The 18818-nt window shown below is 37.4% G+C and carries 13 protein-coding genes, 26 tRNA genes and 1 rRNA gene; 2 read left to right on the top strand and 38 right to left on the bottom strand.

Annotated features, from left to right (window positions below):
- Positions 1–32: 32 nt before the first annotated feature.
- From FFM71_RS11330 to FFM71_RS11310, 5 genes are all read right to left on the bottom strand, one after another.
- On the bottom strand, positions 33–1055 hold the full coding sequence (locus FFM71_RS11330; RefSeq protein WP_137612263.1) for an alpha-L-fucosidase: 1023 nt from the start codon (positions 1053–1055) through the stop codon (positions 33–35).
- A gap of 41 nt (positions 1056–1096) precedes the next feature.
- The gene (locus FFM71_RS11325) at positions 1097–2314 is read right to left on the bottom strand and encodes an MFS transporter (RefSeq protein WP_137612262.1); all 1218 of its coding nucleotides are present in this window, start codon (positions 2312–2314) and stop codon (positions 1097–1099) included.
- A 538-nt stretch (positions 2315–2852) separates the two neighbouring features.
- A complete protein-coding gene (locus FFM71_RS11320) occupies positions 2853–3497 on the bottom strand; it encodes an L-fuculose-phosphate aldolase (RefSeq protein ID WP_137612275.1) in 645 nt (214 codons plus the stop codon).
- A gap of 19 nt (positions 3498–3516) precedes the next feature.
- Complete coding sequence (locus FFM71_RS11315) at positions 3517–5304, bottom strand: L-fucose isomerase (RefSeq protein WP_137612261.1); 1788 nt, start codon at positions 5302–5304, stop codon at positions 3517–3519.
- A gap of 4 nt (positions 5305–5308) precedes the next feature.
- A complete protein-coding gene (locus tag FFM71_RS11310; protein WP_137612260.1) occupies positions 5309–6727 on the bottom strand; it encodes a rhamnulokinase in 1419 nt (472 codons plus the stop codon).
- A gap of 183 nt (positions 6728–6910) precedes the next feature.
- Between FFM71_RS11310 and FFM71_RS11305 the strand changes: the two genes are divergently transcribed.
- Complete coding sequence (locus tag FFM71_RS11305) at positions 6911–7693, top strand: DeoR/GlpR family DNA-binding transcription regulator (RefSeq protein ID WP_137612259.1); 783 nt, start codon at positions 6911–6913, stop codon at positions 7691–7693.
- Between the two features lie 507 nt (positions 7694–8200).
- Here the strand turns inward: FFM71_RS11305 and FFM71_RS11300 are convergent.
- The 6 genes from FFM71_RS11300 to FFM71_RS11275 form a co-directional block, all read right to left on the bottom strand.
- Positions 8201–10540 carry a glycosyl hydrolase family 65 domain-containing protein gene (locus FFM71_RS11300; RefSeq protein WP_137612258.1) on the bottom strand — a complete coding sequence of 780 codons (2340 nt, stop codon included), beginning with the start codon at positions 10538–10540 and terminating at the stop codon, positions 8201–8203.
- Between the two features lie 15 nt (positions 10541–10555).
- The gene (locus tag FFM71_RS11295; RefSeq protein WP_137612257.1) at positions 10556–12076 is read right to left on the bottom strand and encodes a PTS transporter subunit EIIC; all 1521 of its coding nucleotides are present in this window, start codon (positions 12074–12076) and stop codon (positions 10556–10558) included.
- A 19-nt stretch (positions 12077–12095) separates the two neighbouring features.
- Positions 12096–12578, bottom strand: a complete 483-nt coding sequence (locus FFM71_RS11290; RefSeq protein ID WP_137612256.1) for a PTS sugar transporter subunit IIA — start codon at positions 12576–12578, stop codon at positions 12096–12098.
- 28 nt (positions 12579–12606) lie between these two features.
- Positions 12607–13311 (bottom strand): trehalose operon repressor, encoded by a 705-nt coding sequence (treR, locus tag FFM71_RS11285; protein ID WP_137612255.1) that lies wholly within the window; start codon positions 13309–13311, stop codon positions 12607–12609.
- A 429-nt stretch (positions 13312–13740) separates the two neighbouring features.
- Positions 13741–14307, bottom strand: a complete 567-nt coding sequence (locus FFM71_RS11280; RefSeq protein ID WP_137612254.1) for a GNAT family N-acetyltransferase — start codon at positions 14305–14307, stop codon at positions 13741–13743.
- 197 nt (positions 14308–14504) lie between these two features.
- On the bottom strand, positions 14505–14870 hold the full coding sequence (locus FFM71_RS11275; RefSeq protein ID WP_137612253.1) for a TetR-like C-terminal domain-containing protein: 366 nt from the start codon (positions 14868–14870) through the stop codon (positions 14505–14507).
- A gap of 377 nt (positions 14871–15247) precedes the next feature.
- Here FFM71_RS11275 and FFM71_RS11270 point away from each other — a divergent pair, with 377 nt between their 5' ends.
- Positions 15248–15733 (top strand): hypothetical protein, encoded by a 486-nt coding sequence (locus FFM71_RS11270; RefSeq protein ID WP_137612252.1) that lies wholly within the window; start codon positions 15248–15250, stop codon positions 15731–15733.
- Positions 15734–16080: 347 nt separating this feature from the next.
- On the opposite strand, the gene FFM71_RS11265 is transcribed toward FFM71_RS11270, so the two are convergent.
- The 27 genes from FFM71_RS11265 to rrf all read right to left on the bottom strand — a co-directional run bounded on the left by FFM71_RS11265 (position 16081) and on the right by rrf (position 18701).
- A tRNA-Leu gene (locus tag FFM71_RS11265) sits at positions 16081–16164 on the bottom strand.
- A gap of 45 nt (positions 16165–16209) precedes the next feature.
- Positions 16210–16280: transfer RNA gene (locus FFM71_RS11260), tRNA-Cys, on the bottom strand.
- A gap of 20 nt (positions 16281–16300) precedes the next feature.
- Positions 16301–16372: transfer RNA gene (locus tag FFM71_RS11255), tRNA-Gln, on the bottom strand.
- A 9-nt stretch (positions 16373–16381) separates the two neighbouring features.
- A tRNA-His gene (locus FFM71_RS11250) sits at positions 16382–16454 on the bottom strand.
- A gap of 18 nt (positions 16455–16472) precedes the next feature.
- A tRNA-Trp gene (locus FFM71_RS11245) sits at positions 16473–16543 on the bottom strand.
- An 8-nt stretch (positions 16544–16551) separates the two neighbouring features.
- Positions 16552–16634, bottom strand: a tRNA-Tyr gene (locus tag FFM71_RS11240).
- 4 nt (positions 16635–16638) lie between these two features.
- Positions 16639–16711: transfer RNA gene (locus tag FFM71_RS11235), tRNA-Phe, on the bottom strand.
- 6 nt (positions 16712–16717) lie between these two features.
- Positions 16718–16791 (bottom strand) — tRNA-Asp (locus tag FFM71_RS11230).
- Positions 16792–16811: 20 nt separating this feature from the next.
- Positions 16812–16885, bottom strand: a tRNA-Met gene (locus tag FFM71_RS11225).
- Between the two features lie 33 nt (positions 16886–16918).
- Positions 16919–17008: transfer RNA gene (locus FFM71_RS11220), tRNA-Ser, on the bottom strand.
- 41 nt (positions 17009–17049) lie between these two features.
- A tRNA-Glu gene (locus FFM71_RS11215) sits at positions 17050–17121 on the bottom strand.
- A gap of 8 nt (positions 17122–17129) precedes the next feature.
- A tRNA-Ser gene (locus FFM71_RS11210) sits at positions 17130–17217 on the bottom strand.
- 8 nt (positions 17218–17225) lie between these two features.
- Positions 17226–17300: transfer RNA gene (locus FFM71_RS11205), tRNA-Ile, on the bottom strand.
- Positions 17301–17313: 13 nt separating this feature from the next.
- Positions 17314–17384, bottom strand: a tRNA-Gly gene (locus FFM71_RS11200).
- A 49-nt stretch (positions 17385–17433) separates the two neighbouring features.
- Positions 17434–17507: transfer RNA gene (locus FFM71_RS11195), tRNA-Asp, on the bottom strand.
- A gap of 22 nt (positions 17508–17529) precedes the next feature.
- Positions 17530–17603: transfer RNA gene (locus FFM71_RS11190), tRNA-Met, on the bottom strand.
- A 37-nt stretch (positions 17604–17640) separates the two neighbouring features.
- Positions 17641–17714: transfer RNA gene (locus tag FFM71_RS11185), tRNA-Ile, on the bottom strand.
- 7 nt (positions 17715–17721) lie between these two features.
- A tRNA-Met gene (locus tag FFM71_RS11180) sits at positions 17722–17795 on the bottom strand.
- A gap of 33 nt (positions 17796–17828) precedes the next feature.
- Positions 17829–17902, bottom strand: a tRNA-Pro gene (locus tag FFM71_RS11175).
- 13 nt (positions 17903–17915) lie between these two features.
- Positions 17916–17989, bottom strand: a tRNA-Arg gene (locus FFM71_RS11170).
- 13 nt (positions 17990–18002) lie between these two features.
- A tRNA-Leu gene (locus FFM71_RS11165) sits at positions 18003–18088 on the bottom strand.
- Positions 18089–18102: 14 nt separating this feature from the next.
- Positions 18103–18174, bottom strand: a tRNA-Gly gene (locus FFM71_RS11160).
- Positions 18175–18178: 4 nt separating this feature from the next.
- Positions 18179–18251: transfer RNA gene (locus FFM71_RS11155), tRNA-Thr, on the bottom strand.
- A gap of 61 nt (positions 18252–18312) precedes the next feature.
- Positions 18313–18395 (bottom strand) — tRNA-Leu (locus FFM71_RS11150).
- A gap of 26 nt (positions 18396–18421) precedes the next feature.
- Positions 18422–18494 (bottom strand) — tRNA-Lys (locus FFM71_RS11145).
- Positions 18495–18500: 6 nt separating this feature from the next.
- Positions 18501–18573: transfer RNA gene (locus tag FFM71_RS11140), tRNA-Val, on the bottom strand.
- Positions 18574–18584: 11 nt separating this feature from the next.
- Positions 18585–18701, bottom strand: a 5S ribosomal RNA gene (gene rrf, locus FFM71_RS11135).
- Positions 18702–18818: the final 117 nt, after the last annotated feature.

Here is an 18818-nt window from a genome sequence, read left to right as displayed (position 1 = left end):
CTCAGCTCTGGAAACGGAAACGGCATACTTAACTAATTATTTTCCAAACCCTTAACAGCCTTCAAATTATCAATTGAATCCATTGGAATTCTTCCAAGTCCATCCAATCCAACATTTAGAAGATAATTAATACCTAAGTCATTTAAATGTTTCTTGTATTTGTAAATATCTTCAGGTTTCTTCCAGTTCTGATCATGATATGAGAAACCCCAAGAATCATTCATTGTACCGGCAGTCTCGTACAATCCGTTTGGTGAAGGTTTTAAACCGTCAACAGCATTGTAATCAACCTTTTCATCACTTGCTTCAACTTCCGTTGTATCTGGAATTTCATTATCACCTAATGAAACATAATCATATTCACCATTACCTAGACGAGAATTGATTAGGCAATCTGGTTGAAGTTTTTTAACAGTATCGTAAATTCTCTTACTTTGCTCTTCTGTCAGTGTCATCGGAACGTCAAACCAAGCAGTTGCAATTTCGCCATAGTTAGTCATCAACTCTTCGATTTGAGGCATAATTTTATTTTCAAAACAGAGATTGTAATCTTTTTCGCCAGTAAAGTCCCAACTGTTATCCCAAGTTGTCCCGGCGGTTTCAATATCATTTGATAAATATCCACCACCGTTATAGTCGTGCCAATCGAGATCTTGTGAGTAGTAAATACCGAATTTTAATCCAGCCTTTTTACAAGCTTCAGATAATTCCTTAATAACATCCCGATGGAATGGTGTTGAATCAAAAATATTATATTTATCAACTTCTGACTTATACATTGCGAATCCGTCATGATGTTTTGTGGTAATAACTAAATATTTCATACCAACATCTTTAGCCAAATTAACAATTTTATCAGCGTCAAAATAAATTGGGTTAAAGGCATCAGTCAATTTTTCATATTCAGCATTCGGAATTTGAAGTTTTGACTGAATCCATTCAGCATAATTACTAGACGATTTGCCGTCATACTCTCCTGCAAGTAATGAGTATAATCCCCAGTGAATCATCATGCCGTATTTTGCCTCTTTAAACCATTTCATATTTTCATTCATTATTTACATCCTCCAACTATTCTTAATAATAATTCGTAATTTTACAGTGTGAGACGATCTCTTTTAACTGTGTATATATCGTAAAGTGCAAGGGCAATATAGAATAAACCTGAAATTAGAATAATAAACTGTGGAGTAGCATTTCCAAAAACAGTTGAAATCAATTGGAAAGCGTATGGTGCAGTTAAGAAACCAATATTGATACCGATAATAATAATTGACGTTGTTAAGTTCATAGAATTCTCTGGAGAATAATCAACCATTCTGGCAGTTAAAGCGGGATTGATAATACCATTACTGAATCCACAGACAAGAATCAAAACAAGTAACACTGGAATTGATGTTGATAGTGTTAGAGCAACCATAGCCACTGCTGTAATTGCTTCGAATAAAACAACTGTCCATTTGCCAAAAATTTTGGAAATTCTTTCAAAAAGTAATCCTGAGAAAATTGAGCATAGTGTTAAAAAACCGAAGATATAAGTTGCTGTAGCAGCAGTACCAATTTTATTGTCAACCACATAATTTGCAAACTTCAATGAAATGGCACTGTAAAACATACACATGAATAGGAAGATTGCTGCTAATTTAATAACTTTGAAGTTCGTCGATGGTTTCACATTTGACGTCTTTTCGACAACCTCAGTCTCACCATTTTCATCCGTAACTGCTTCGAAATTATCCAGTTCCTTAGGGACAAAGAGCATAATCAAAACGATAGGAATCAATAGGAAGAAGAAAACTAAATATGTTGTATTCCAACTGATCTTTATCAAGAATCCAGCGATAAATAACATGATCGAGTCACCGATAGCACCAATGGCGTTACGATAACCTAACAATTTGTGACACTTTTCTTTGGAGAATGTATCAGTAATATATGAAACACTAAGTGGCGTAAAGATACCACATCCTACCCCAAACATTGCTCGAGATAATAGAATCGTGAAATAATTGGCCCAGAAAGCTGGTATGACACCGGTTATCAGAGCAATCGTTAAACCTAAAAGAACTGTATATTTTTTTCCAATAACATTACCGATAGCACCACTAATCACAGTACCTAGAAGCACACCACCGGTAGGAATAACAACCAATAACTCGATGTTAGAACTTGAAACATTTGAAAAATAATTCTGCATTAATGGAATCGTACCTGATATAGCATTACTAACTGACATTAAAAACGAAATAGATAAAATACCTAGGGTTATTTTCTTAGATGTTTCTACATTTTTTCTATCCAAACTACTTTGCATTTTCCCTCTCCTCGTTCATGAAATATATTTAACATTTAGTAGATCTCCCTTATAAATCCGTATGTCTCAAATTTTTCCGCAACAACCCCCTTCAAGTTATTGAAAAGTGTCTATTTAACACATGGTGCTAGTTGATAATTTATTACAAATATTTGTATCAATTATATTTCGATTATATTTTGCAAATTAAATTTTCAAAATTTACCTTTAAAATAGGCTGAATGTAGAACATTTGAATAATCTGAAGTATTCGTTTTATTGTTCATGCCATTAAAAAATAAATTAGTTGGAAGAGCTGAGAGTATTCATTTGCAGCGAAAGTGGCGTTATTGCTTCAGCAATTACACCACCGGACGTGTTGGAGACTCGCGGGTTTTGCGAGGCTTCAACCGAGGAACGAGTTCGCTCTTTGGCTCGAGCCGTTCCGCGCAGCAATTGAATACTCTCAGCTCTGGAAACGGCATACTTAACTAAACTTTCAACCTTTGGCATTCAATTAATAACGATTAATTAGTCGGAAGAGCTAGGATACGACACGTTATTTAACTTGTCCGTAATTCTCAAACTTCGTAGCCATTAATTCCATTTCTTCGTCAGGAAGAATGATTGGAGTACCGATGCTTTTTGCAATGCAATAAATTTTTGCACAATATTCAATTTCTTCGATGATATTAAAAGCATTAGCAATATTGTATGATCCAGCTAATAATCCATGATTGGCTAAGAAAACTGCCTTACGATCTTTCATGGCTTCAAATGAATTGTCAGCCAATTCTTTACTGCCATAAGTTGCATACTTGGCAACTCTCACATCCTTACCAGCAACCGCAATCATGTAGTGAGATGCAGGTAGTGGTGTGTGTAAGACTGACAAGACAGTTGCATAAATTGTATGGGCATGAATAATCGCATCTATATCAGTCCGTTCTTGGTATTCTTTCAAATGCATCTGCCATTCACTGGAAGGAACGGTATCGCCATCAATGACATTTCCATCGATATCTAAAATCACAATATCAGATTTTTTTATCTTATTGAAATCTATACCAGAAGGTGTGATTGCAATCTGACCATTTTGACGGTCATAGATACTCAAATTTCCGCCAGTACCCTTTGTTAATTCAGTTTCAACTAATTTTTTACCATACTCAATTAATTGCTCGCGTTCCTTTTCCATTAACATCGTTGTCATTCCTCACTAACTAGTTTTTGTAAAATGGTCCTAATTTTTCACATGCTTCAAAGTCGGCAGCTTCCAAGTTTTTAGTTCCAAAACCATCAAACATACTTGGTCTAAAGATTTTTTCACTAGAAACATTATGCAAGGCTACCGGAATTCTCAACATACTTGCCATCGTAATCAAGTCAGCACCGATGTGACCTTGAACGAATGCACAGTGATTTGAACCCCAATGATTCATAACATCATAAGTTGTTTCAAATCCTTTTGCGCCCAGATTTGGTGCAAACCAAGTTGTTGGCCAAGTTCTATCCGTTCGTTCATCCAAGATTTTGTGAACATCATCATCCAAAACAACCGTATATCCTTCAGCAATTTGTAAAGATGGTCCAATTCCGCGAACAAGATTCATTCTGATCAATGTCACAGGCAACTCTGCCGCCGTCTTAAAGTGTGATGAAAAACCACCGCCACGGAAATACTCATAATTTGCACGGCACCAGTCAGTTTCAGCGAGGCAGGCATCTTGATCAGCTTGCGTCATATTCCAGAACTCTTTCATACCCCTGTTTCCATGATCATCCCTTGCGGCCGCCGTTCCATCCAATGCAGAGGCACCAGAGTTAATTAAGTGTAGAAATCCATTTGCAGCCCTACCTGTCAGAGTTTTACCGGTAACTCTTTTGACTGCTTCTGGACTCCAGTAGGTTCTTACATCTGAGAAGATTGGAGCTTTGTTAGTTAGTAGTGTTCCAAGAAGCATTGATACCCCATTTAAAGTGTCATTTTCCGTAGCAAAAGCTGTAACTGGACGAGTCCCATTCCAATCAAATGTTGAGGCCATCATTGCTTCAGTGAAATCCCCATTTGGCAACCAATCTGTCCACTGCCGTTGACCTTGGAATCCACCAGCAATAGCGTTATGACCATGAGATTCTTCTTTCCAGCCAATATTGGCCAATCGTTCATTACCGAATAAAATATCTCTAATAATAATCGCTTGTTTAGCAATGAATTCCCAATCCTTATCAGCAGGGACTACTTTTGATTTTGTAATCACTTCTGGAAAATCTTTGCCTGCGTTAATATCTAATCCTTCGTGACAATTATCTTTGATCCACTTAAGTGCTTTTTCATACTCTTCATGATCATAAATTCCCAATGTGATTCGACGGAGAATTTCAGTCATATCAACAAACTCAACCGGCATACCGAGATAATCTTTGAAGAAATTACTATCCACTTGCGAACCTGCAATTCCCATTGAGGAGGCTCCAATATTCACATACGACTTCCCTTTCATTTGACCAATAGCAATGGCACCCTTAGCAAAAGTAAGAATTTTATTTTTGACATCTTCAGGAACCGAATTATCGTTAAGATCTTGAACATCATGTCCATAAATCTTAAAGGCCGGGTAACCTTTTTGGGCATAACCACTCATAGCAGCAGCTAAGTAAACTGCACCTGGCCTTTCAGTTCCATTGAAACCCCAAATCGCCTTAATTGTATTAGGCTCCAAATCCATCGTTTCAGTCCCATAGCACCAGCTTGGCGTTACGGATAATGTTGCAATTATGTTATGTCCCATAAATTCTTCTTGAACAATTCCTGCATCACCACGACCACCAATCGTCCTACTGGCTAAAACACATTGGACTGGCGTTCCGTCGGCATATCTTAATGAATTCTCGATTAATTCTTTAGCTGACCTAGCCATATCCATTGTTTTTTCTTCTAAAGATTCCCTAACACCACCCTGGCGTCCATCAATAGTCGGTCTAATACCGATTTTTGGATATGAATTCATGAATTTATTCCTCCATTAATTTACTTTTCAAAGGTTCAAATCTCTTTATATCAACTGAATTAGCAACAATTTTCCGTGCCGCGGCAACATTCTCTATTTCATCCAAGGAAATTAATTGCATAAGTACATTCCCTAATGCCGTTGCTTCAGCTGGACCAGATAAAACATTCTTGTGAGTAACATTAGCAATCAACTGACAAAAATAATCCGATTTAGAACCACCACCCACAACATGAATATCTTGATATGACTCTCCGGTCGCATCTTCAATTTCTTTAATCGTTTCGTTATACTTTTTTGCTAAACTCTCATACGCGCATTTGAAAAATTCACCAAGTTCTTGAGGAATTTTCTGACCAGTTTCAGTCGCATACGAGGAAATTCGTTTGCGCATATCACCAGGTTCATTGAATAAGTCATCATCCGTATCAATCAAACAAGTTTTAGCGGTAATATCTTCAACTATTTTGGTAATTTCCTCATAGGAGAGTTCGATTCCATCTTCGTGATAATTTCGTTTCAATTCTTGAACGATCCATAATCCGGTACAGTTTTTCAAAAATTCGGTGGTCTTGTTGAATCCACTTTCATTCGTCAAGTTATATTCAAGGGCTTTTTTATTTAAGATAGGATGGTTCAATTCCGTTCCAACTAATGACCATGTACCACATGATATAAATAAAAAAGGACCACTGGCTGGAATACTGAGAACTGCACTAGCTGTATCATGCTGACAGACATTTATAACTTGAATATCACCACAGTTAAAACTTTTCTTAACATACCCAAGTTGATTTCCTTCATCTACAATGTTCGGTAATAACTGAGAATTAATATTAAAGTTATCAACCGTTGTTCTCGACCAATCTTTTGAATATGGATTAGTTAACTGCGTTGTCGAAGCTATACTTCTTTCAGTGGCCATCTTACCGGTCAACATATAATTAAATAAATCAGATATCATCAAAATTTTTCTTGTTCTGAAATATTGGTCGGGATAATACTCACGAATAGATAAAATCTGAAATAAAGTATTAATTTTCATAATCTGATTGCCAGTACTGTCATACAAATCTTGTAAGGTGATAAAATCTGAAACTCTGGCAAGAATCTTATCAGTATCAACCCCTCGGTAATGCATGGGCACTCCAATTAAATCTCCGTATTCATCAATCAAACCAAAATCAACGCCCCAAGTGTCAATTCCTAAACTAGTAACTTTATATTTTTCTAGCGATTTATTTATTCCCAGTTCAATCTGTGAAAATAACTTATTAATGTCCCACGATAATTTATCGTCAAACATTATTGGAACATTTTCGAATCTATACATTTCGTCTAGTCGAATTTTCCCATTTTCATACCTTCCAACAATGGCTCTACCGGAAGACGCACCAAAGTCCATAGCTAGTACGTTTGTCATGTCCTCCCTCCATTTCACTTGTTTTTAATTTCCATAAAAAATATAACATCATAATGGAACCGGTTACATGAAATGAACAGATAATGAATTTCGTTCAACTTTTGTCTATTATTAGTTCACTATTGTTCAAAAAGTTGTTATTCTGATTATGAAAAATTTGTACATTATTGGGGAGGATTTTCTTTGGATAGACAGGACAGAATTACGCAAATCACTGAAATTGTTCAAAAAAGAAGAAGAGTAAGTACCACTGATTTAGCTTGTGAAACATTCTGCAGTATATCAACATTAAGAAGAGATTTAATATATCTAGAAAAACAGGGATTAATTAGACGAGAGCGTGGCGAAGTTATCCTAAATACTTTTAATAACATTGAGCAAAATATTATCTTACGTTCAAAACAACATATCCAAGAAAAAAAATCTCTAGCAAAAATTGCTAGAGATTTCATTGGCCCTGGAATGTGTATCTACTTAGACTCCAGTTCAACTGTTTTTCAATTATGTGAATTAATCAAGAATATCGATAATCTGATTGTTGTAACGAATGGCCTAAACGTTGCTAATGCACTGGCAACTAATGGAAATACTACTTTAAGAACCTTTATTACCAGCGGTGAGATCCAGCACAATTCTTCCTCAGTATTAAATAGTGAATTCGAAAATCCAATCATCAATCACTTTAATATTGATATTGCCTTCTGTTCCGCCAGTGGTATTGATCAAAATAGTGTTTATGAATCTAATATGAATCAAGCGTTCTCAAAAAAAAGTATCATGGACAAATCACAAGAAACAATTCTGTTAATTGATAAATCCAAATTTTTCAGGAAAAGTTTTTTTAAGATGAACACCTTAACACAATATAAAGTCATCATTTCAGATGCTCTACCAGCTGATCCGATATCAAATGTGGTTAAAAATAATAACATTGAATGGATCTCATCTGATTATTTAAATAACTAAAGGTTAAAAGTTTGGTTAAGTATGCCGTTTCCAGAGCTGAGAGTATTCAATTGCTGCGCGGAACGGCCCGAGCCAAAGCGCGGTCTCGGAACCTCGGTTGAAGCCTTACCAAAGCCCGGTAAGGCTTCAACACGTCCGGTGGTGTAATTGCTAAAGCAATAACGCCACTTTCGCTGCAAATGAATACTCTCAGCTCTTCCAACTAGTTTGATTTTTTTATGTCAGTAACAATAAGATAATGAAGATTGTGGATTATTTAAATAAGTTAACTTTAGATCTGTTACAACAATGGTTATATTAATTTTTTGTCTTTCAACTTTCAGTTAGAAAATTGATTCTTAAAATATTTTGCATTTTATGATAAAAAGAAGTCGCCTTTCACTTTTGAAATTGACTAGTTTCTTCAAGTGAATAAACGACTTCTTTTTTGTCCCTAATTAAACTACTAGCTGATAAGTTTCAAAATCTAAAAACTAAACATGATTTTGACCACTCTGTTTATTGTCCTCAGATATTTTCTTTAATTTGACAATCAAACAATTCATTAGCTTTCAACGAAATTAACTTATCCATAACTTTGATCGTACAATCGTGATTAGCCGTAATTGATAACTTATTATCATGGAAATCAAAGTGATATTGAATTCCACGATATGTTTGCATGAACGCTAATTTTGTCCAAGTCGTTGGTAACTGAGGATTTATATTCAATTGACCATTCTCTAATTTAACACCAGCAAAGTCACGCATGATAACTGTCAAATCAGCTCCCATCACCCCGGTATGTATGCCTTCAGCTGTGGTACCACCTTGAATATCATCATAATCTGATTTCACTGCCACCTTGAGTTTCTTCCAAGCGGCATCAACATCCCCTAATGCTGCATCAACACTGGCATAAACTGGTCGAGAAACGGTCGAACCATGGACTGTTCTAGATAAATAGTAATCACAATTTTGTAATAGCCACTCTTTAGGCAACTTATTACCTAATTTTTCGATTACCGAAGCCATGACTTTAGGTCCCAAGTTATAAACCATCATCAATGTATCTGCTTGTTTATCGACCTGATAATCATTGGATGACTTACCTTCTGATTTCAAAATTCGATCGATTCGATGAATGTCACCATATTTTTTTGCATAAGCTGTCAAATCCAACTCCTGCAATTCAAAGTAGTGATTATATTGTTCAATAACACCATCTCTAGTCACATTAACGGCTAAATTTTGACTGACTTCTTGAGACTTTGCCAACAAATCGTCATCGAAGTCTGACTCCTGGCAAGATTTTTCGAATGCCTCAGAAATTGTATTCTTTAAGTCTAGTAACCATGATAACGACCAAGCCAACATCAAATTGGTATAGGCGTTATCTGACAAGCCACCAGTCTTCGTATTAGGGTAAGCTTCATGAAATTCATCTGGACCCATTACACCCGACAAGTGGTATTTGTTGCCATCATACTCTACTTTATTTAGCCAAAATTTGCTTGTTTGTAATAACAAATTTAAGCCACCATTATTGATGAGTAAATCATTCTTACCAGTAATTTGAGTATAACTCCAAAGATCATAAACAATTGCCAAAGACACATGGCGCTGCAATCGTGAATTATCTGGATACCAAGAGTTCGTCATTGGATTCAGATGAATAAATTGTGCCTGTTCATCCCCGATACCAGCTGATTGCCAAGGATACATGGCACCATGTTCCAATTGCAAACGTGCATTTTCCATCGCAGCCTTTAGACGATTGATTCGATATTGAATAATTGCTTTTGCCGCCAATGGTTCGTTAGCTGAGTAATATGGAACCATGAATAATTCATCCCAGAAAATATGTCCACGATATCCTTCACCGGTTAGGCCACGAGAACCTACTGAAGCGTCGAAATGAGGATTAGATAGTTCTGAAGCTGCCTGATGGAGTTGGAAAATATGTAGGCGAATTAATTTCTGAATATCAATATCATCGGTTGTTAATTTAATATCTGACTTCTGCCAAAATTTTTGCCAATGATCCAAATTTGTTTGATAAATATTCTCGAAACTGCTTTGCTTGAGTGATTCTTCAACGATATTCAAAACATCAGATGTCTCATGACTTGTAGCAACAGCCATAACTCGATTTATTACTAATGGCTGACCCTTTTGTAAATGAATTTCAGCTTGATCGACCACAGAATCATCAGAATATTTAGTCACAAACTCAGCTGTATCACTTGTTGTCCTTGCTCCAAGCACAAAATTTATTTCTGACTGTAATGTCTCGCCTTGTAACATATGGTCTGACGTTTTGGTTACAGCAAACTCCTGACTATTAAAATTACGATAACGAGCAACATCCTTATTCTGAACTTTGCCATCAATTAATAATTCAACTTTTACATCAGCATCAAAATCCAAACTTAACTCGATTTTTAATGCAAATTGATGATAATTGACGGGATCACATATTTTAGTTGTTTTTAGAAACAGCTGTCCTTTTTCAATTGGGAAGGTTAATTTTTCAACTAAAGTACCATGTTCCATATCTAGTTGAGCCAATCTATCACTGTAAGGTACCGACAATTGTGTTTTATCAATAGTAACTTTTAATAATTGTGGATTTGGAAAATTAACTAGGTCCTCATTCACGACTTCTCGATCATTTACTTCGGTTTTAGTTTGATTGAAAACACCTGCTACGTATAGACCGGGATAATGATCAGCGCTATAACGACTAACTACAGGTGCACCCCGCCATCCTAAATAACCATTACCTAGCGTGAGAATTGATTCTTGTCCATAAGATTTAACACCAATTGGCGTATCCCGATAAGTAATTTGCCAATCTTCAGTCATAGTAAGACTCCTTAGCTATTTATTTGTAGCATCTTTAAAGACATTCTTCTTTTGAGCTGACTTAACTTTATCCAAGTCGGCATCGCTGAAGCCCCAGAAGTATACACAGATAAATGAGACGATGATTGTAGCAGCACTAGCAATTACAAAGGTCCAAATATTATTAGGGTTTGTCTTTGAGAAGAATGATGGGAAACCGATCAATGAACCAGTAAAACCAAACATATCAACTTTTAATAGTCCAGCAATAAATCCACCGACAGCACCACCAATATTTGACATCCAGAAAACATGACCATATTTCAAATTAATACCATACATAGCAGGCTCAGTAACACCGGCATATCCTGATAAAGCACCAGCTAATGATAAACCTTTAATATCAGCACGTTTTGTTTTAGCCCAAACGGCCAAAGCACCAGTACCTTGAGCAATCATAGTAAAGTTGATCAAAGCATTTAGAACAGAGTGTCCGGTCATAGCAATATCATTTGAAACAATAGGCACAACCATCCAGTGAAGTCCGAAGATAACTAGAACTTGATACAAACCACCGATCACTAATCCGGCAACAGCTTCATTAGCTGTAACAAGCATGTTGATTCCGGCAGCCAAAGCACTTGAAATCAATGAAATAACTGGTCCCATGATTACTAAAACAGCACTTGCAACAATAAATAATGTGAATAATGGTTGTAAAATTGAACGAAGACTTAAAGGTAGAACCTTCTTGAGCCAATTACCAACTGGTCTAGCTAACCAAGCAGCAAAGATAATTGGGAAAATTGAATACGTGTACTGTGGGATATGAATTGGTAAGCCAAAGAATTCAGCGTTCATTGGAATACCTAAGAAAGTTGCCATCCCTTTTGTTGGTGCAGCCCAGAGAGCCGCAATTGTTGGATGAACCAAAACACCGGCAATTGCACCAACAACGATTGGATCAGACCGTAGCTGTTTAGCTGCTGAGAATCCAACCAAAATAGGTAAGAAATAAAAGGCGGAATCGCCCATTGCGTTAATAATAATGTATGTTGTTGATTTGGTATCAATTAAATTTAAGTTAAATGTGAATAATGTTAAAAATCCTTTTAAAATACCAGAAGCAGCTAACAAGCCGATAATTGGAATCATTGAACCAGTAATTGTTCCAATTAAAACTTGGAAGGCTTTAGTAATCCATCCCCAAAGGTTCGTTGGACGTTCAGCTTTTTGTGCAGCGGCACCCGTTTCAGCAACAGCTGATTCAGTAGCATCCTCATCAGCAAATCCTTCACCTAATTGAGCAATAACTTCATCATAAACATCCGTTACAGCAGGTCCAATTACGACTTGATATTGGCCCAATCCGGCATTATACAAAGCTCCAGCTACACCATCAAGTGCAGTAATTTTTTCGGTTTGAGCTTTCTTTTCATCCTTTAAATAAAATCTCAAACGAGAAATACAATGAATAACTTTATTAATATTTTCAGCTCCCCCTACACCAGCAATTATCTCTGATGCTAAAGCCGAATAATCTTTATTCTTTGACATTTTGTTCAATCCCTCCATATCATTTTGCGGTTGCTTGTCCAATTGGTTGATTCTTAGTTACTGCTTCTTCAGTAACACTCAAAGACTCCAAATTTGTTTTAGAATTAGGAATCAAAACCATCACAGTTGGATCAAGTTTATTGGTTGTGATTTGGTTCCAATCAATATCAACTAAAGGTGTCCCCGCCATAACCTTTTTACCTTGCTTCACAAAAATTGTAAATGGTGCACCCTTTAAGGAAACTGTATCAATTCCAATGTGAATCAAAAATTGCAACCCATCATCACGTTCAATACCAACTGCATGTCCCTGCGCGACAGTTACTTTACCACTCACTGGTGCGAGTAATTCGGAACTGTTTAGGTCTGGTTTGATTGCAAAACCGTCACCCATCATCCCTTGTGCAAAAACAGGATCTGAGACTGTCTTCAGATTTACAATTTCACCATCAATAGGTGCAATCAATTCATCCGTTGATTCATGTTTATTAAATCCAAACATAATTTTTTCCCCTCTCTATAGTTGGTATCTAATGATGCCGTCGAGCAAATTCAACACTGCTAAACTTATCCGCTCTGTGTCTCGATTCGGTATATGACAAAATTCGACTATCCGTTAAATGGGTCTCGCTACGAACGACAACCATCGGCATTGCTTGATCAATTTTTAAGAGATCACAATCATCATATTCAGCATTTTCCACTGTCAAATGTTTAACCGCATAATCAACTGTCAAACCCAGCTCATTTTCAAAATAACCGAATAACGATTCCTTTGCCGACGCTTCTGGAACATCTTTGGAAACATCTTCATTAATGTAATCATAATCAAGAATCGTTGGTATCCCATTAACTATTCGTTCACGAACAATTAATTGGGAATACATCTCTGGCGATCCAAAACGCAGCCGTTCCGGAACCAAAACATGATCTTGAATTTTCAATACACGGTTGACTGAATCCAATCCACTTTCGTCAACAATTTCCTTATAACTTTTGATTGATGATACTGGGAAAAGATAGCGTTTCTTAACTAAGACCAAACTGCCTTTTCCTCGAATCGTCTGAATATATCCTTCATCAGCTAATAACTGAATAGCCTTGCGTACCGTTTCCCGGGATACATGATAACGCATGACCAATTGCTGATTGCTTGGAAGAATTTCTCCAGATTGGTATTTTTTGGTTTGAATATCACTTAATAAGTCGTGATATATCGTCAAATACTTCTTCATATGCCCTCCAACAACTCCTACACTACCACAACTAGAAAGCGCTTACATTACTGCTTTTGCGGGATTCACCTAAAAAACTAGACAAGTTGGTCGCCGGTAGTATCAGACTACTATATTAAAACTAGACAAGTTTTTTAGTAAATCTTCGTTATGGTATTAATTAGTAATATTTCAAGCTTAAATTTTAATCTACACAATTTCAAATCAATTTAAGAAATTATCAAGAAATGAATTCGTTGGTATATATCATGCTTTATAGCCGTTACAGATATATTTGGACAAAAATTTGTTTCATCCAAATTTCAAACACTTTTTAAAGCAAAAAACGGCAAATATTCAGTCATAAACTGAGTATTTGTCGTTTTTATTAATCGTCTGTAGTTGTATTCTCTCATATCTAGAGACGATATATTTATCTAGGACAACGTCTTATTTAGTTAAATCATATTGCATATGATCATATAAGTGGCTCCCAATATATAATTGGCCAACCTTTTTGAAACCAGTCTTTATATAAACATGTTGGGCCGGCTCATTATTTACATCGACGTTTAAACTCAAGATTTTTTCACCGCGATCACGAATTACGTCAATGAAGTGTTCCATAGTTTTTGTTCCGACTCCCTTGCCTTGAAATTCTGGAGCAACCGCAAATGAATCCAAGTACCATTCACCAGGCCAAGCTTCCTTATCACCAAACAAGTTCTTCTCTTTAATGCCATATTTGTGCATAATCTTGATCAATGGTTCGTCGATGCCATCCTCTAGTTCTTCAGGATAACCGACCATAATTGCAACAACCTTGTCATCGATCTCGTTTACAAGGATATTTCCTAGACCATAACGATAGCCAGGTTGGAAGAAACCTTCCTTGATAACCTGTGCCATCTTCTCATCGCCAACTTCTTTAAAAACATCTAATTCCATCTCATCGAAGATTTGGAACAAAATTGGCAATATCTGATCTGCATCCTCTTCTTTTGCATATCTAAACATCTTTTCACCTCATTATATATAATACATGATTTACAGAATTACTCAAATCTAGTCAAGTTAGGAACTCTTAAAAAGAGTTAACGCACATAAAAAAAGGCAATGATTTAATTCCAAATCATTACCTTCAGGGATTTGTAAAATTATCATCGATAATATCCCCTTTTATTTTATTTATTATTTGAAAAACATTTCAAAGATTAGCCAAAAACTTCCTTATGATTCAACAGCAGATTTTTTCTGATTTCCTCAATAACCTCGGCACTTAATATATAGTATCGTTCTGTAGACCATTGTTGAAATATTCTAATATAGCCAACAATTAGATACAATCTATCCTTAGAATCAGTGTCCTCACAATAATTTATAATCAAATCATTGAGTAATTTGATTATTTTTTGGAAAACGATTTTCTCTTCTGTTTCCTTGTATAGGTTTAAACAAAAAATCTTGTTATTTGAAACATAATTAATGAAATTATTAATTATATCTTCAAACGTCTTACTATTTTCCGTAACATTTTTCAATATTATTTCTTCAAAAACAGTTTTATAAACATCCTCCATAAAACCAATCTCAGTATAAATAGTAAGAATGTCTATATCGGATTTACTCGACAATTCATAAATTGTAAAACGTTCAAACCTTGGTGTTGTTAATGTATTACACACCGTCTGAATCACGCGATTTTTTATAACATTCAAGTTTTTGCACTCCAATCTTAAATTTGTGGCGTATCATCTTTAGTGCTCCATAATAGTAGCAAATTGATTTGTAATTAGATAGCCTTTTAATACGTTTTTTCAATTTACTTTGTTATAAAAATTGACCATTCAATAAATATAAATTTAAAATCTATCAATATTTAACTATGCTTTTTGCTGTTAAATATTGATTTCTCAGAATTATAATTAAGAGGTGAATTTTCTAAGGAGGAACCACTATGAATCGTAAAAGAATTGCTCTATTAACCGGTCTAACGATTTTAACCAGTACTATAGTTAATACCACTAATCCATTACGTTATGCTACTAAAGCTCAAGCGGAGGCTGCTCAAAACAAATCTAATTTAAAACCTAATTCAAAGTATCCTGATATTTCTAAAGAATTGGATCTCACATCTATGGACCAGTATAGTAGTGTCAATCTGTTCATGAATGTGACCTTAAAGAATTTTTACGTCAAAGATTTAGCAATTGATGAATACGATCAATATCATCTGATATTGACCCCTATCAAAAGCAGTGATCAATATTTTCTGATCGTAACTAAATCTAAGCAACCCATCAAAAAGAACCGTAAAATAAGCATACAAGGATTCATAAATGGAAAAACTAGAATTGATGATAAACAGATTGACGCTGGATTGAATCAAAAATATTTCAACAAGAAAGTTGTTTCAATGCTTGCTGACAATATCGGATTGTAAATGATTCTTAAAACACTAGGGATTGACGATATTCTGTTTCTAAAAAAATTTCTTCATAAGTGTATGAAAAAATTTGCACTATCAATTGAAAACATTCTTCTTTCCATACCATCAGTCATTGGATGTTTACTCACGTTTATTACAAATCTGGTTGTTTCCATTTGGCAACATACTACATCAAGTGTGCAAGAATTGTGCATTACTTTCAAAAAGTGTGCAGAACTGTGTAAAAACTTAGAATTGAATAGCCTTAGTTTAAAGGCACAAAAAAAGCTCTAAACATTGATTTAACAATGTTTAGAGCTAAGTGATAACCTAGATTGGTATAAGTTTACTATACCCTATAATGCCGGTGATCGGAGTCGAACCGATACTTCCTAGTGGAAACAGGATTTTGAATCCTGCGCGTCTGCCAATTCCGCCACACCGGCATAATATTACTAACTGTCATGCCCCAATTACTTTAGCATAACCAAAGGCGGTAACCGGATTTGAACCGGTGATGAAGGTTTTGCAGACCTCTGCCTTACCACTTGGCTATACCGCCATATTCATTTCTTACAGCAATTGGGTTAGCTGGATTCGAACCAGCGCATGATGGAGTCAAAGTCCATTGCCTTACCGCTTGGCTATAACCCAATAAAAAAGGGCGGTATGTGGGAATCGAACCCACGTGTGTCGGTACCACAAACCGATGTGTTAACCACTTCACCAATACCGCCATGATAAAAGGTAGAAACAGGGATAGTAGGAATTGAACCCACACCGACGGTTTTGGAGACCGTAGTTCTACCTTTAAACTATATCCCTAAAAAATATGGAGGGGAGTGGATTCGAACCACCGAACCCGAAGGAGCGGATTTACAGTCCGCCGCGTTTAGCCAGACTTCGCTACCCCTCCAAAATGGCGCGGGACGGAATCGAACCGCCGACACATGGAGCTTCAATCCATTGCTCTACCAACTGAGCTACCGAGCCATTTAACGGTCCCTGCGGGAATCGAACCCGCGATCTCCTGCGTGACAGGCAGGCGTCCTAACCAACTAGACCAAGGAACCAAATAATTATTTAAAGCTAATTGCGGGAGCAGGATTTGAACCTACGACCTTCGGGTTATGAGCCCGACGAGCTACCAGACTGCTCCATCCCGCGATAATAAAAAAGTAAATCAACTGTTACCCACTAAGGAGGATGTGGGATTCGAACCCACGCGCCGATTTCTCGACCTGACGGTTTTCAAGACCGTTCCCTTAAGCCGGACTTGGGTAATCCTCCATTGCTTAAAAAACGAAACTATAATGATGCAACAGCATCAATGACCCCTACGGGATTTGAACCCATGTTACCGCCGTGAAAGGGCGGTGTCTTAACCACTTGACCAAGGGGTCATATCTAACGGAGAAGGAGGGATTTGAACCCTCGCGCCGCTTGCGCGACCTACACCCTTAGCAGGGGCGCCTCTTCAGCCACTTGAGTACTTCTCCAGATATAGTGGGCCTAAATGGACTTGAACCATCGACCTCACGCTTATCAGGCGTGCGCTCTAAACCAGCTGAGCTATAGGCCCATAAAAGTGGCAAAGCGGGTGACGAGAATCGAACTCGCGACAACAGCTTGGAAGGCTGTGGTTTTACCACTAAACTACACCCGCATATCACTTTGCGACTACTTCTACCATAGCAAACATATCGATTTGCTAACGGTCCCTGCGGGAATCGAACCCGCGATCTCCTGCGTGACAGGCAGGCGTCCTAACCAACTAGACCAAGGAACCAAATATAATTACTTAAAACAAATTGCGGGAGCAGGATTTGAACCTACGACCTTCGGGTTATGAGCCCGACGAGCTACCAGACTGCTCCATCCCGCGATAACATTAATAAAATGCAAGGTCCATTATAAAACGATGGACCCTGTAGGACTCGAACCTACGACCGAGCGGTTATGAGCCGCCTGCTCTAACCAACTGAGCTAAAGGTCCGGAAAAATAGCGGCGAAGGGGATCGAACCCCCGACCTCCCGGGTATGAACCGGACGCTCTAGCCAGCTGAGCTACACCGCCAAAAACTATAATACTGACAACATACATTGCCTATCGGGAAGACAGGATTCGAACCTGCGACCCCCTGGTCCCAAACCAGGTGCTCTACCAAGCTGAGCCACTTCCCGAAAATAAAACTAATGCACCTAGTAGGAGTCGAACCTACAACCTTCTGATTCGTAGTCAGACACTCTATCCAATTGCGCTATAGGTGCATATTCATTATAGTGCCGAGGACCGGAATCGAACCGGTACGGTAATTACTTACCGCAGGATTTTAAGTCCTGTGCGTCTGCCAGTTCCGCCACCCCGGCGTTACTATAATGAAAGCGGAAGACGGGATTCGAACCCGCGACCCCCACCATGGCAAGGTGATGTTCTACCACTGAACTACTTCCGCATTATGCCGACTAGAGGATTCGAACCTCCGACCCCCTGTTTACAAGACAGGTGCTCTGCCAACTGAGCTAAGTCGGCATAAAACGTTACTTTCATATTCTACTAAATGGAACACAATATCGCAACAACAATATTGAAATACGGGTGAAAGGACTTGAACCTTCATGTCCACTGGACACTAGAACCTAAATCTAGCGCGTCTGCCAATTCCGCCACACCCGCATGGTGTGTTATATATATGTTGCAAATGAGCCGTGACAGGTTCGAACTGTCGACCCTCTGATTAAAAGTCAGATGCTCTACCGGCTGAGCTAACGGCTCATGATATGGAGGATACAGGGATCGAACCTGTGACCTCCTGCTTGTAAGGCAGATGCTCTCCCAGCTGAGCTAATCCTCCATCATGAGACAGCGTAGCGACTCTCTATCCTCGCGGGTAGTTTCCCACCAACTACTTTCGACGCGGAGAAGCTTAACTTCTGTGTTCGGCATGGGAACAGGTGTATCCTTCTCACTATCGTCACTACACTGTATTCTACTATGACACTCGTACCCTGAAAACTAGATATTAAGAATAATGAATTAAATCTTGAATCACTTCGAACTGCTGTAAACTCTTTACTCGATTAAGTCCTCGATCTATTA

This window comes from Companilactobacillus huachuanensis, assembly GCF_005404815.1.
In the GTDB taxonomy this organism is placed as follows: Bacteria; Bacillota; Bacilli; order Lactobacillales; family Lactobacillaceae; genus Companilactobacillus; species Companilactobacillus huachuanensis.
Note: the sequence above shows the minus strand (reverse complement) of the source record. Positions and strands in the feature narration are given on the sequence as shown.